Origin of the sequence: Chryseobacterium sp. POL2 (assembly GCF_011058315.1) — a bacterium.
Classification (GTDB): Bacteria; Bacteroidota; Bacteroidia; order Flavobacteriales; family Weeksellaceae; genus Soonwooa.
In genome coordinates this window covers 2,222,970-2,236,094 of sequence record NZ_CP049298.1, presented here as the reverse complement: position 1 = coordinate 2,236,094, position 13,125 = coordinate 2,222,970, and the positions used below count along the sequence as shown (strand labels likewise).

The 13,125-nt window shown below is 34.9% G+C and carries 13 protein-coding genes and 1 tRNA gene; 8 read left to right on the top strand and 6 right to left on the bottom strand.

Features of this window, described 5'->3' with window-relative positions; translation table 11 throughout:
* Positions 1-17 precede the first annotated feature (17 nt).
* On the bottom strand, positions 18-1,235 hold the full coding sequence (locus G6R40_RS10440; RefSeq protein WP_165135011.1) for a PQQ-dependent sugar dehydrogenase: 1,218 nt from the start codon (positions 1,233-1,235) through the stop codon (positions 18-20).
* Between the two features lie 138 nt (positions 1,236-1,373).
* On the opposite strand from G6R40_RS10440, the gene uvrB reads away from it, so the two are divergent.
* Positions 1,374-3,365: an excinuclease ABC subunit UvrB gene (gene uvrB / locus G6R40_RS10435; RefSeq protein ID WP_165135008.1), complete on the top strand. Its 1,992-nt coding sequence runs from the start codon at positions 1,374-1,376 to the stop codon at positions 3,363-3,365.
* Here the strand turns inward: uvrB and G6R40_RS10430 are convergent.
* The 4 genes from G6R40_RS10430 to G6R40_RS10415 all read right to left on the bottom strand — a co-directional run bounded on the left by G6R40_RS10430 (position 3,360) and on the right by G6R40_RS10415 (position 6,235).
* Positions 3,360-3,614: a DUF3820 family protein gene (locus G6R40_RS10430; protein WP_165135005.1), complete on the bottom strand. Its 255-nt coding sequence runs from the start codon at positions 3,612-3,614 to the stop codon at positions 3,360-3,362. The genes uvrB and G6R40_RS10430 overlap by 6 nt on opposite strands.
* Positions 3,614-4,705 carry an AI-2E family transporter gene (locus G6R40_RS10425; RefSeq protein ID WP_165135002.1) on the bottom strand — a complete coding sequence of 364 codons (1,092 nt, stop codon included), beginning with the start codon at positions 4,703-4,705 and terminating at the stop codon, positions 3,614-3,616. Before G6R40_RS10425 ends, G6R40_RS10430 begins: the two co-directional genes overlap by 1 nt.
* A gap of 11 nt (positions 4,706-4,716) precedes the next feature.
* The gene (locus G6R40_RS10420) at positions 4,717-5,448 is read right to left on the bottom strand and encodes a beta-carotene 15,15'-monooxygenase (RefSeq protein ID WP_165134999.1); all 732 of its coding nucleotides are present in this window, start codon (positions 5,446-5,448) and stop codon (positions 4,717-4,719) included.
* A gap of 67 nt (positions 5,449-5,515) precedes the next feature.
* Positions 5,516-6,235: a hypothetical protein gene (locus tag G6R40_RS10415; RefSeq protein WP_165134996.1), complete on the bottom strand. Its 720-nt coding sequence runs from the start codon at positions 6,233-6,235 to the stop codon at positions 5,516-5,518.
* A gap of 51 nt (positions 6,236-6,286) precedes the next feature.
* On the opposite strand from G6R40_RS10415, the gene G6R40_RS10410 reads away from it, so the two are divergent.
* Both G6R40_RS10410 and G6R40_RS10405 read left to right on the top strand, forming a co-directional pair.
* Positions 6,287-7,264, top strand: a complete 978-nt coding sequence (locus G6R40_RS10410; RefSeq protein ID WP_165134993.1) for an aminodeoxychorismate synthase component I — start codon at positions 6,287-6,289, stop codon at positions 7,262-7,264.
* Positions 7,248-7,877 carry an aminotransferase class IV gene (locus G6R40_RS10405; protein WP_165134990.1) on the top strand — a complete coding sequence of 210 codons (630 nt, stop codon included), beginning with the start codon at positions 7,248-7,250 and terminating at the stop codon, positions 7,875-7,877. The genes G6R40_RS10410 and G6R40_RS10405 overlap by 17 nt, the downstream gene beginning before the upstream one ends.
* Here the strand turns inward: G6R40_RS10405 and menD are convergent, their stop codons facing one another.
* Positions 7,878-9,545 (bottom strand): 2-succinyl-5-enolpyruvyl-6-hydroxy-3-cyclohexene-1-carboxylic-acid synthase, encoded by a 1,668-nt coding sequence (menD, locus tag G6R40_RS10400; RefSeq protein WP_165134987.1) that lies wholly within the window; start codon positions 9,543-9,545, stop codon positions 7,878-7,880.
* Positions 9,546-9,854: 309 nt separating this feature from the next.
* Between menD and G6R40_RS10395 the strand changes: the two genes are divergently transcribed.
* The 5 genes from G6R40_RS10395 to G6R40_RS10375 all read left to right on the top strand — a co-directional run bounded on the left by G6R40_RS10395 (position 9,855) and on the right by G6R40_RS10375 (position 13,026).
* Positions 9,855-10,289, top strand: a complete 435-nt coding sequence (locus G6R40_RS10395) for a DUF6646 family protein (protein WP_165134984.1) — start codon at positions 9,855-9,857, stop codon at positions 10,287-10,289.
* 43 nt (positions 10,290-10,332) lie between these two features.
* Complete coding sequence (locus G6R40_RS10390) at positions 10,333-10,809, top strand: hypothetical protein (protein WP_165134981.1); 477 nt, start codon at positions 10,333-10,335, stop codon at positions 10,807-10,809.
* Between the two features lie 115 nt (positions 10,810-10,924).
* Complete coding sequence (rseP, locus tag G6R40_RS10385) at positions 10,925-12,262, top strand: RIP metalloprotease RseP (RefSeq protein ID WP_165134978.1); 1,338 nt, start codon at positions 10,925-10,927, stop codon at positions 12,260-12,262.
* A gap of 84 nt (positions 12,263-12,346) precedes the next feature.
* Positions 12,347-12,420 (top strand) — tRNA-Asn (locus G6R40_RS10380).
* Positions 12,421-12,528: 108 nt separating this feature from the next.
* Positions 12,529-13,026: a DinB family protein gene (locus tag G6R40_RS10375; protein ID WP_165134975.1), complete on the top strand. Its 498-nt coding sequence runs from the start codon at positions 12,529-12,531 to the stop codon at positions 13,024-13,026.
* Positions 13,027-13,125 lie beyond the last annotated feature (99 nt).

Here is a 13,125-nt window from a genome sequence, read left to right as displayed (position 1 = left end):
CCACTTAGGATTTTGTTTTATTTTTTAGAAATTTTCATCAATTTTCCGCTATCGGTTATTGTATAAAGATTGCCATCTTTTCCATCCAAAATATCTCGAAAGCGTTCGCCTTTGTCATCCAAAAGCCGTTCTTCACCAACAACTTTATTGTCTTTGATGACGATTCTGTCAATATGTTCGCCACTAAGGCAAGCTAAAAACAAGTTATTTTTCCATTCATCAATTGTACCTGTATAAAACGTTATGCCACTTGGAGAAATCACGGGATCCCAATAATAAACGGGCTGCTCCATACCTTCTTTCTGTGTGATGTGTTTTCCGATGTTGTTGCCGCTATATTCAATACCATAAGTGATGTCAGGCCAGCCGTAGTTTTTCCCTGGTTTTATTAAATTAATTTCGTCTCCACCGCGAGGTCCGAACTCCGAGTTCCAGAGTTCTCCAGTCGAAGAATCTATCGCCAAACCTTGTACGTTGCGATGTCCGTAGGAATATATTTCGGGCTTTACATCGGTTTTTCCAACAAAAGGATTATCGACAACAGCTTTTCCTTCTTTTGTAATTCGGACAATTTTCCCAAGATAGGTTGTAAGATCTTGCGCCAAAGGTCGCGTCACTTTATCAGACCGTTCGCCAGTGCTGACAAAAAGATGTCCCGAGGTATCAAACACGATTCTACTTCCGTAATGCAATTTACCATTATAAGATGGTGTTGCACGGAATATCACTTGTGGATTTTCTATTTGGGTTTCGTCCAAAGATAATTTACCTTTTGCAACGGACGTTAGATTGCCATTTTCAAAAGGTTCTGAAAATGTCCAAAACAATATTCTATTATTTGCAAAATCTGGATCAACTGCAACATCTAGCAAACCGCCTTGTCCAGAAGCATCGACTTTTGGAAGTCCTATTATTTTTTTAACATATTGTCCATCTGCTGAAACCAAATGTAGAAAACCACTTTTTTCTGTGATTAAAAATCGACCATCATCCAACTGCGTAATTCCCCAAGGACGACCAAGTTTTTCATTAAGCGTTTCTACTTTGTAAGCGGTATTCGTCTTAACAGCAGCAATTCTTGTTTGTCCAGAAAATGCAGGTTTAAGATCTGTAGAATTAGGTTTTTCAGTTTCTACAGAATTATTTTGGTAGGTATTTTTATTCTGAGATTTTGACTCGCACGAGAATAATATTGCCAAAATACTAAAGATCGAAATTTTAATATTGATTTTCATCTTTTACACTTTTTTATTAAGTTTAAAATTAATGTTTTTAAACCAAATAATATAAACATTTGATAATCAATGAATTTATTAAAACACACAATTAAAAAGCATCGATAAAAAATCTAAAATCTTTCGTAATTTTGAGGTATGAATTTTAAACTTCAATCAGATTATCAGCCAACCGGCGATCAACCAAAAGCTATCGAAAAACTTGTAAAAGGCATAGAGCAAGACGAGAAGTACCAAACACTTTTGGGCGTTACAGGTTCTGGAAAGACTTTTACAATTGCTAATGTGGTTAACCAAATCCAAAGACCTACCATTGTCTTGGCACATAACAAAACATTGGCAGCACAGCTTTTTATGGAGTTTAAAGAGTTTTTTCCTGATAATGCTGTAGAATATTTTGTGAGTTATTACGACTACTATCAACCCGAAGCATACATCGCTACAACAGGAACTTACATTGAAAAAGATCTCAGCATCAACGAAGAGGTTGAGAAATTGCGACTTTCGGCAACGGCATCCTTACTTTCTGGACGTCGCGACGTCTTGATTGTGGCTTCTGTATCGTGTATCTATGGTATTGGAAATCCATCAGAATTTCATAAATCTTTGATAACCATTGAAAAACATGAAAAATTATCAAGAACAAAATTGCTCCACTCGTTAGTTAACGCATTATATTCCAGAGCATTGAATGACTTTCAACGCGGAACTTTCCGTGTGAAGGGTGATGTGGTTGATATTTTCCCCGCTTATGCCGATAATGCCGTCCGAATTCAATTTTTTGGAGATGAAATCGAGAAAATACAGAGTTTTGACCCTGTTAGCGGAAATGTACTTTCTAATTTTGACCAAATTAATATTTATCCTGCCAATCTTTTTGTAACCTCTCCAGAAACTATGCAAGGCGCAATTCGCGAGATTCAGGATGATATGGTTAAGCAAGTTGATTTTTTTAATCGGATAGAAAAACCACTTGAAGCCAAAAGAATTCAAGAACGGACAGAACTGGATTTAGAAATGATAAAAGAACTCGGCTATTGTTCGGGCATCGAAAATTATTCGCGTTATATGGATGGCCGTTTGCCAGGAACTCGACCTTTCTGCCTTTTGGATTATTTCCCTAAAGATTATTTGATGGTCATTGACGAAAGCCACGTTACTATTCCGCAAGTCCATGCAATGTATGGCGGCGATAGAAGTCGTAAAGAGTCTTTGGTAGAATACGGCTTCCGACTTCCCGCTGCAATGGACAATCGTCCATTAAAATTTCCAGAGTTTGAACAAATGCAAAATCAGGTTATCTATGTTTCGGCAACACCGGCAGATTATGAATTAGAAAAAACTGGTGGCGAATATATCGAGCAAATTATTCGTCCTACAGGACTTTTGGATCCGATTATTGAAGTGCGACCAAGCTTGAACCAAATTGATGATTTAATCGAAGAAATTCAAAAACGTGCTGAAATAGATGAACGAACTTTGGTAACAACTCTAACCAAAAAAATGGCGGAAGAGCTTACCAAATATTTTATAAAATTCGGAATTAGAACACGTTACATCCACTCTGATGTAGAAACACTTGAACGTATCCAAATTATGCAGGATCTTCGTCTTGGTTTATTTGATGTATTAATCGGTGTTAACCTTTTGAGAGAAGGTTTGGATTTACCAGAAGTGTCGTTGGTTGCGATTTTGGATGCCGATAAAGAAGGTATGTTGAGAAGTCGCCGATCGATGATACAAACTGTTGGCCGTGCTGCAAGAAATGTGAATGGTAAAGCGATTATGTATGCTGATAAAATGACCAAATCCATGCAGGCAACGATTGATGAAACCTATTATCGTCGTGAAAAGCAAATGCGATACAATGAAATAAATGGTATCGTACCAACTGCTCTTAACAAAAAAATAAGTGAGAATCTTGTGGGTAGAAGCAAGGATTTCCCTGATGAAAAATACACGCAGAAATCTATTCTCCAAGAAGTTGCTGAAGTTAAAGCCCATTACGCTTCTGAAGATATCCAGAAATTGATTGACCAAAAACAAAAAGAAATGGAAGATGCTGCGAAAAAATTAGACTTTATAGCTGCAGCAAGACTTCGTGACGAAATTGCCGCGTTGAAATCATAGCCTATATATTTTGGGTTTCGTTGGTGCTTCTGGCTTTTTATTCTCTCGAATAACAGAGAAAATATGATCGAGGCCATTTAGTTTAATTTCATAAACTGTAGCAAGCTGCGAGCCTAATTTGTTTTTGGGAAAACCTTTGCGGTTAAACCATTCCAAATACGAAATAGGAAGATCAATTATCCATTGATCCTTATGCTTTCCATAAGGCATTTTGGTCTTGCAAAGTTCTTGAAGAATTTCTGGCGTCATTATATAATCAAATCTATTTTATCGTCAAGTTCGTCTTTATCAGGCATCAAAATATCTTTTGGAGTATCATCATCACCTGAGAATTCGTCCCGATAAACCTGAATTAGCAAAGCGGTAACGGACACAAGAATTGGTCCAAAAATAAGACCAAGGAACCCAAAGATATTCATCCCCGCAATAATCCCAAAAACGGTATTCAAAGGATGGATGTTTTCTAATTTTTTTAATAATGTAAAACGCAACAAGTTGTCTGTAAGTCCAACAATTACCAAACAATATACTGCAAGTCCTAATCCGGCTCCAGTTTGTCCTTCTGCAATCATAAAAATACTCACCGGTACATAGATGATTGCCGCTCCAACTATTGGAATCATACTTGTCACAAAGGTTAAAGCAAACAAAAGGATTGGACTTGGCGCACCAAAAATAAAATAACCAATAATAGCAACCACAGCCTGTCCCAATGCTACTACAGGAATTCCGACGGCATTAGCAATGACCATTTTTCGGATTTTTTCACCAAGCAGATTAATATTGGATTTTTTAAAAGGTGCTGCATTGGTTAGCAATTTTTCAAACTTCCGCGGTGCAATCAACATAAAATACAAAATAAAATACATTGAAAAAATCACCGTAAACGTATTGAAGGTTGTACTTAGCGCTGAAGTAGAAAATCGTCCAGCTGCGGATTTTAGCTTATCAAGATTTTCTTTGCTAAGAATATCAACTTGGAGTTGAGAAAAGATATAATCGTGAACTTTATCAATAAAAGCATTGAATTTTACCATATAAGCTTGTGCATTTCCCAACTTTTCGATGAGCAAATCCACAATCCAATAGACTGGTAAAATAAGAATGACTAAAGTTGCCACAATAATAACGCTTGCGGCTAAAGCTGGTTTCCAGCCTCTATCTTCTAAAAGATAAAGAAGGTATCTTCTGGAAATAATGTATAATGTTAAAGCGCCTAACAACGATGGGATAAACATCGCAAGATTATAACAAATGAGCCCTGTAAGAATTACTATCAGAAGTATAAGAGCAATTTGTTTGATAATGTTATCGTTGATTTGTTTTTCGGGATTAGGCACTTTAATATATTTTAAGAATTATAAACAATCTTTTTTGGAAGATCAGTAAATGCTATATACATCGAATAAGCAGCAGTTAAATAAAATGGCGCAGTTGCAATAATACCAATACCACAAAGGATTATTCCTGCAATACTGATAATTGCAGACAAAAATGCAACGCCTAAAAATGTGCCGTAATTTTCTTTAGCAATATTAAAAGATTTGCTCAAAGCTTCTGTAGCTGAGGCATTTTCAAAAATTAAAATCGGATAACCAATGAAAAACAATGGCAATATTAACAATCCCGGAAGAATGCATAAAGCAAAACCTATAGTTGTTATAATTCCTGTAATTACACTATAAAGTAGGATATTTACCAAATTGTTTTTGTAGCCATAAAACAAATCTCCAAAAGAAACAGCCTCCTTCACATTCACTTTGTGAGAAATATAGATAAGACTTAAAAATAATGGGGAAATTAAAAGTCCAAACAAAGACGAAAACGCATAATAAGTTGTAAGCCCTGGAATTGCAAAATAATTAATATTTCCGCCAGGATTAGCCATAATCTCCTCATACATCGATTGAGAGTTAAAACCAGAAAGCCCTTGTACCAAAAATGATGCAATCATATACAATATCATCGCTACAATCGCGTACAAAACCACACCTTTATAGGTTTCAAAAGCGTGGGAAATAATATCACCTGTATTCCTAGCAGGAACTTTTCCTTGTGAATCAAAATCGTTGAATGTCTCCATAATTTATTTTTTTGTTGATTCCAAATTACAATTTTTTTAGCTTCAAAATGTTAATTAATTAAAAACTTTAAGCTTTTACTACAAAAACATGTCGAAAACAAGCATAAATGATAGCATTCCAAAAAGGAAAAGTCAACAAAAAGCCAAATCCAAACATTAGTAACCCAGAATAAGAAAATGCAATTGCCACCAATGTGCAAACAAATATCAAAATAAAATTAGTCTTCAAAGCTGCAAAACCAAGGCTAATCGCTTTGAAACTACTTTGGTTAAGAAAAAACATAATCGGACTAACAAAGAAACTCACCAAAACCCAAACTAAAAGTAATGGCGCGAAAATCGAACTCAAATAATAAACAGAGCCCCAGAAAATACCGTAAGTAAAATATTTAAAAAAATTAATGCCTTGATATCCCACCAAAAGATCGCTTAATAAAGGATCTTTGCCGCTTTCCTTCACCGCGAAAATATTCAGCATTCCAATATTAAGAGGAAAAACAATAGCTTTGATAACAATAAGAGCAAACATGAAATTGGAGTATTCTTCCGTAACTGCCAACTCTTTCATCTTCTCCATAAAAGCATCAGGATTGCTTTGTAACAAAGGCGCGAAAGCTTCTACTTTTTCGTTAATTCCAAAATAATTGAAGGCAAATGACGCCAATGCAAAAAGAATTGCAAAATAAAAAAGACTGAACGAGATCTGAAATTTCAGCGTACTACTCCACAAGTTAAAAGCGCGCGAAAGTACAAGATTAATATCAGAAGTATTGGGAGTTTTCTCCATATTGATTTATATTTGAACTGCAAAAATAAAGCTTCAAAGCCTAATAAAAGAATGTTACAAGAAATTGATTTTGATTCCGAGATGATTGATGCGCTTTCTCTTGCGAAAAAGCCTTTCGCTTTCTTCATCGATTTTTTGAAACAGAAAATGATTCTATTGCAAAATAATGAATTAAAAAAATCTAATATTCTAATTGATTTCCCAAACTTTCAATCTTCTGAAAACATTTCATTTAACGATAATAAATTTAAGTTAAACTTTAATGCAGAATCCTTAGAATCCTACAAAATTGGATTTGATATTGTACAACATAATCTTCGGAAAGGCAATTCTTATTTGGTGAATTATACCCGAAAAACACCCATTGAAATTAATTTTTCCTTAGAAGAAATTTTTGCGAATTCTAAAGCAAAATACAAAGCCTGCGTTCCCAATCGTTTTGTATTTTTCTCGCCAGAAACCTTTATTGAGATTAAAAACAACAAAATATCGACGCATCCGATGAAAGGCACAATCGATGCTAACATACCCAACGCACAAGAACTTCTCAAGCAAAACATCAAAGAAAAAGCAGAACATTACACTGTTGTCGATTTGTTGAGAAACGACCTCAGCATGGTTGCAAATGATGTTAAAGTGGACAAATTTCAACGCATTGATTATATCCAAACGCAACAAAAAAATCTTTTTGCGATGAGTTCTGAAATTTCGGGGATGCTGAAACCCGAATTTCAGAATAAAATTGGAAGCATTCTTAATCTTTTGTTGCCAGCAGGATCTATTTTGGGGGCACCAAAAAAGAAAACTTTAGACATTATTTTGGAAGCAGAGCAATATGACCGCGGCTATTATTCTGGCGTTTCGGGATATTTTGATGGTGAAAATTTGGACTCTTGCGTTATGATTCGTTTTATTGAAAAGACGGGTGAAAATTATGTTTTTAAAAGTGGCGGCGGCATTACACATCAAAGCCAATTGCTCGACGAATACGAAGAAATGAAAAATAAAATTTATGCTCCAATTTATTGAAAGTATTAAAATTGAAAAGCAAAAAATCCATTTGGTAGAACTTCATCAACAACGTGTTTTTGAAACATTTAAGCATTTTGAAAGAGAATGTCATCTTAATCTTTTAGAAATTTTTAAGACTTTGGAACACGATGAAGATGGTCTTTATAAACTAAGAATTATTTACGATTTGGACAACAACTTTGAAACCCAAATGATTCCTTATGCGATTTCAGAAATTAAAGATTTTGAGTTGGTTAATAATAATCAATTAAAGTATAAGTTCAAATATTTAGATCGAAATAAATTTAATAATCTCAAACAAAATTCTACCGCTGACGAAATTATAATCATCCAAAATAAGTCTTTTACAGACACGAGTTTTAGCAATATAATTTTCCTAAAAAATAAAATATGGTATACGCCAGAAACTTGTCTGTTGCAAGGCGTACAACGTCAACATCTTTTGCAAACCAATCAAATTAAAACAATGCAAATCACACTTGACAACATCTCGGAATTCAGTCATTTTAAAATTATTAACGCCATGAATAATTTTGAAGAAAGTTTTATTTATCCCATTTCAAAAATTAAAAACCTCCCGACTAAAATTACCGATATCGATGATTTATAGTTAGGATTTTAGATTTTCAAAATAGGCTTTTAGCTTGTCTTCATTATGTTCGTCTTTAGTCATAACTTCCAAAATTTTTGGTTTTGGTCCAGATTTGAAGAAAGCCTCCATCACACGATCTAGACTCATCTCATCTTCAGCTTTTATATAATCGAAACCAAAATTCTTAGCCAACAACTCTGCCGTGCGATGATGTTGTGTAGCGATCAATTCATCAACCGCATTGGTATCACTAGGTCCAGGAATGATTCGGAAAATATTACCTTCTCCATTATTGAAAATCACAATTCTTGTGTATGGCGGGATGTAGGGATTCCAAAGTCCATTTATATCATAAAAAAAACTGATATCGCCCGTTATCAAAAGTGTTGGTTCGTCGGTCATCATGGCAAATCCCATTGCTGTAGATGTACAACCATCGATACCGCTGGTTCCTCTATTACAATAGGTTTTGTATTTATTAAAATCAAAAAGTTGAGCATAACGAATCGCCGAACTATTAGAAATATGGATGTTATATTCTGCGGGAATTGTTTGAGAAAGTATATTAAACAGGTAAAAATCCGAATAGCCTATTTTTGGCAAACTTTCTTGATGGCGCACATCCATTTTATCTCGCAAAACATCCCATAGATTAAAATAAGACGAAGGCTCTAAGCTAATATTATTCAAAAGTTTACCAAAAAAAACTTCTGGTTTAGTTTCTATTTTTCTATCTAAAGCAAAATAAGTGTCTGGTTGCCAATATTCATCAATATGCCAATGGTGTTTTGGTTTTGCCTCGCGCAAGAATTTTTTCACTTTTTTGGAAACCACATTTTGTCCAACTGTGATTAACAGATCTGGCGTATAAGTTTTGAAATCTTCTTCTTTAAAATTAAAAATATACCGATCGATATGCGAAAAGAATTTTTCGTTATCCAAGTTAGACGTTACTTCTGTAAGAATTACCGCGCTATGATTCTTCACCAGTTGTGACAACTGCATTTGCAATTCTGGATTGGGATCTTGCATACCTACCAAAATCAAAATTCTTTTGGAAGTATTCCACTCGGCTGCCAAATTCGATGAAAAGTCAAAATTCTTTAGCTGAATGCTTGACTCTATACTTGGCAAAACAGGAAGTTCGTTCACCAAATTATAAAGAGGCTCGCTCAAAGGAATGTTAATATGAACTGGTCCACTTTTTTCGATACACAGTTCTACCGCTTTTTTTACAGTATCTAAATTGTAATCATAAGAGTTTTCTTCTGTATCCTCCATCAATTGAAAGTCACCATACGAATGTTGCTGGTAAAGATTATTTTGGCGAATGGTTTGTCCATCAAAAATATCAACATAATCCCCTGGACGATCTGCTGTCAAAACTAAAAGCGGAACATTTTGATAAAAAGCTTCCACAATAGCTGGATAATAGTTGGTTGCTGCAGAACCACTTGTACAGGTTATAGCTACAGGTTTTTTCAAAGCTTTTGCCATGCCCATTCCTACAAATGCAGCAGAACGCTCATCCACAATACTATAACATTGCATAGCATCCATCTCCGAAAAATGAATTGCCAATGGCGCATTACGAGATCCTGGCGAGACTACAACTTTATCGATTCCGTATTGTTGTAAAACATGCGCTAAAATCTGTACACTTCGTATTGAGGAATATTGTTTCATACTTGTAACTTAATTATAAGTGCAAAACTAAGCAAAATCCATGGCATTTCTGGAACGAAAACTCATTTTAAAACGATGATTTTGGAGTAATTACTATTTGATTTTTTTAAAAGAATTTACTTTTTAATTTCAAAATCATATTAGTTTTAAAATATTATTTTATACTAAAAAACAACAGAACATTATTCATCCAAACCTATTAATTATGAAGCTTTTAACACAATATTATATTATTTTTTGTTAAAAAAACTATGCTATTCATAAAATCTTGGTCTTATTTTTGATGAGCACTTTAACAGAAGAAATCTTATGAAGAAATTGATGATAGCAGTTATGGGCTGCTTTATGATGACAACAGCCACTGCACAAGCTTGGAATGGTAAAGGCGATCAAAAAGTTCAGGCTGGCTTTAATTTTTACGGAAACGAAGGTCTTGGTTTTAAAGGCAGTTACGATTATGGTGTAACAGATGCTATTTCTGTTGGTGCAGGATTAGGACTTTACTTCGGAAAAGACGATCATGGCTCGGACTTTTCTATTCATGGGCGTTTTAATTACCATTTGCAAGATTTATTAAGTCTTGATGATAATTTTGATATTTATCCTGGTGTAACGCTAGGTGTGTTAGGAGACACTTTTGATCTTGGTGCGCATGTTGGTGTACGCTATTTCTTTACGGATAAAATCGGTGGATTTGTGGAGCTAGGAAATCGTGGCGGATTAGGAGTCGTTATTAATTTATAAGAATAAAATACAAAATAGACACAAACAATTAAAATTTACAATAATGAAAAACTTAGTTAAATCAATCGCTTTATTAGGTGCAGTAGCCCTAGGAAGCCAATTCGTACAAGCACAATCGTATAAAGACGCATTAGGTATCGCTGTAGATCTAGGAGATGGCCCAACATTATTTGGTCCTCAGTACAAACACTCTTTCGATGGAAGAAATGCTGGTAATTTGCAGGTATTATTCGGAGACAACACCACCGTCTTGGGTGCAGATTATACTTATAACGAAAAATTCAGCGGTGCTGGAGGTCTTGGATGGTATGTTGGTGTTGGTCCACAACTTACTTTTTGGAAAGCTGGCGGTCATAGTGATACATCTTTTGCCATTAGACCACAATTAGGTTTAGAATACAAAATCCCATCTGCTCCATTAGCAATGAGCTTTGACTGGAAGCCTTGGTGGAACCTTTCTAATGACTCTAACTTCGAAGCTGGTCGCTTTACTTTAGGTTTCAAATATGTTTTAAAATAAACAATTATTATAAAAATAAGTTAAAAAAGGTCTTATCTTGTGGATAAGGCCTTTTTCTTGTTAAGAATCTAAGCCAATTGCTTACCTTTGCGTAATTTAATTTTAAACAAAATAAATGGCACCAGAACAGTTATTTCAATTTATACTGAGTATTTCAATTCTTGTTATTCTACACGAATTAGGACATTTTATCCCAGCAAAACTTTTTAAAACTAAAGTTGAAAAATTTTATCTATTCTTTGACCCTTGGTTTTCTGTGGTTAAAAAGAAAATCGGTGATACCGAATATGGTATTGGTTGGCTTCCTTTAGGAGGTTACGTGAAAATTGCCGGAATGGTTGATGAGAGTATGGATACCGAACAACTTAAAAAACCTGCAGAACCTTGGGAGTTTCGAGCAAAACCAGCTTGGCAACGTCTTATCATCATGCTAGGTGGTGTTACGGTTAACTTCTTTTTAGCATGGTTAATCTATTCTTGTTTATCTTATTTTAAAGGTGAAAAATATTACGACAATTCCAAATTTGAAGCAGGAATAGCTGTCACTTCAGAAGGCGAAAAAATGGGCTTAAAAACAGGTGATAAAATTCTGAAAATAGACGGAAAACCTGCCGAGCGTATGCAAACGTCAATTATGAACATGTTATTCGCGAACGATGTTACAGTTTTGCGCGATGGTCAGGAAGTTACCTTCCCTGTTAACGAAGATGGCGTTGCCGAAGTTTTGAAAGCCAATGAAGCGAAATTATATTTCAGCAATCGTTTTCCTGCTGTTGTTGATAGCATTGTTCCTAATATGCCAGCAGCAAAGATGGGATTACTAAAAGGTGATAAAATTGTAGAAATTAACAACCAAAAAACAGAATATTACGACCAGGTAACTTCAGCTTTAGCTCAAAATGCAGGCAAACCAATTAGCATGAAAGTTCTTAGAAACAACCAAATTCAAGATTTACAAATTAATGTTGGAAAAGATGGAAAATTAGGCTTTTCTTTTAGTCTGGAAGTTGCTCAAAAAGAATTAAATAAAACTGAAGTTGTTAAAAGCTATACCTTCTTACAAGCTATCCCTAGAGGTTTTGAACGTACTATTGATGTTTTGGTAATGCAGGTAAAGCAATTCAAAATTATCTTTAATAGCAAAACCGAAGGTTACAAAAAAGTATCTGGCCCAATCGGAATTATCAAACAAATGCCAACCACGATCAATTGGGAATTTTTCTGGAGTTTTACAGCAATGTTCTCTGTTTGGTTAGCATTCCTTAATCTAATCCCGATTCCTGGATTAGACGGTGGTCACGTGATGTTTACGCTTTGGGAAATGATTACAGGAAAACCTGTTCCACAAAAAGTTTTGGAAAACGCCCAAATGATTGGTGTCATCTTCTTACTAGGATTAATGGTCTTAATCTTTGGAAATGACATTGTTAAATGGATTACTGGACGATTCTAGATAAAAAAATCAGAAAAAGTTCTTGAAAAATTTGGTGCAAATATAAATTCGTTTTATATTTGCACCACTTTAAACAAAGGACATTCCTCCTTAGCTCAGTTGGTTAGAGCATCTGACTGTTAATCAGAGGGTCGCTGGTTCGAGCCCAGCAGGAGGAGCTTTTAAAAGTAAAACACCTACATTCATCTGTAGGTGTTTTTTTTATCACTTCTTTAATATAGTTTTGATGTTATTCTTTGTAATTTTATTTTTTAAAAACATAAGATATGGATACTTTAAAACATTTAAAATCAGAGCTTAAAAGCGAATACGAAACGACCCGACGTTTCTTCGAGCGATTTCCAGAAAACAAAAACGATTATTCTCCTCACGACAAAAGCATGAAAATGATGCCTCTTGCGGCACACATTTCAGAAGTTTTCGGTTGGCCAAAATATATTCTTGATACATCCGAACTTGATTTCGGTAAAAATGAATATAATCCACCCAAAGCAACTAATAAAGAAGACCTGCTTAACATGTTGGACAATTCTTACAAGTCAGGTTTAGAAAGTCTAGAAGCAGCAACAGAGGAGCAGCTAGAACCCAACTGGGCGATAAAAATGAATGGCAAGACGCTGATGGAATGGAGTAAGTATGGCGCCATTCGACATGCTCTTAATCAGGCTACACACCATCGCGCGCAACTTGGCGTATATTATCGCTTAAATGACATTCCGCTTCCTGAAAGCTATGGTCCCTCAGCAGATACAGAATTTAAATAATAGAAATAAAAACGAGGCTGTCTCAAAAGGTAAACCAATACTCTGAGAATCTTCTAAATGACTAAAGTTGTCAGATAGGAGTCCGAGAGAGGGGGTGCT

Coding starts and splice junctions, on each gene's coding strand:
- G6R40_RS10440 (WP_165135011.1), bottom strand. CDS start 1,235: ATGAAAATCAATATTAAAATTTCGATCTTTAGTATTTTGGCAATATTA.
- uvrB (WP_165135008.1), top strand. CDS start 1,374: ATGAATTTTAAACTTCAATCAGATTATCAGCCAACCGGCGATCAACCA.
- G6R40_RS10430 (WP_165135005.1), bottom strand. CDS start 3,614: ATGACGCCAGAAATTCTTCAAGAACTTTGCAAGACCAAAATGCCTTAT.
- G6R40_RS10420 (WP_165134999.1), bottom strand. CDS start 5,448: ATGGAGACATTCAACGATTTTGATTCACAAGGAAAAGTTCCTGCTAGG.
- G6R40_RS10415 (WP_165134996.1), bottom strand. CDS start 6,235: ATGGAGAAAACTCCCAATACTTCTGATATTAATCTTGTACTTTCGCGC.
- G6R40_RS10410 (WP_165134993.1), top strand. CDS start 6,287: ATGTTACAAGAAATTGATTTTGATTCCGAGATGATTGATGCGCTTTCT.
- G6R40_RS10405 (WP_165134990.1), top strand. CDS start 7,248: ATGCTCCAATTTATTGAAAGTATTAAAATTGAAAAGCAAAAAATCCAT.
- menD (WP_165134987.1), bottom strand. CDS start 9,545: ATGAAACAATATTCCTCAATACGAAGTGTACAGATTTTAGCGCATGTT.
- G6R40_RS10395 (WP_165134984.1), top strand. CDS start 9,855: ATGAAGAAATTGATGATAGCAGTTATGGGCTGCTTTATGATGACAACA.
- G6R40_RS10390 (WP_165134981.1), top strand. CDS start 10,333: ATGAAAAACTTAGTTAAATCAATCGCTTTATTAGGTGCAGTAGCCCTA.
- rseP (WP_165134978.1), top strand. CDS start 10,925: ATGGCACCAGAACAGTTATTTCAATTTATACTGAGTATTTCAATTCTT.
- G6R40_RS10375 (WP_165134975.1), top strand. CDS start 12,529: ATGGATACTTTAAAACATTTAAAATCAGAGCTTAAAAGCGAATACGAA.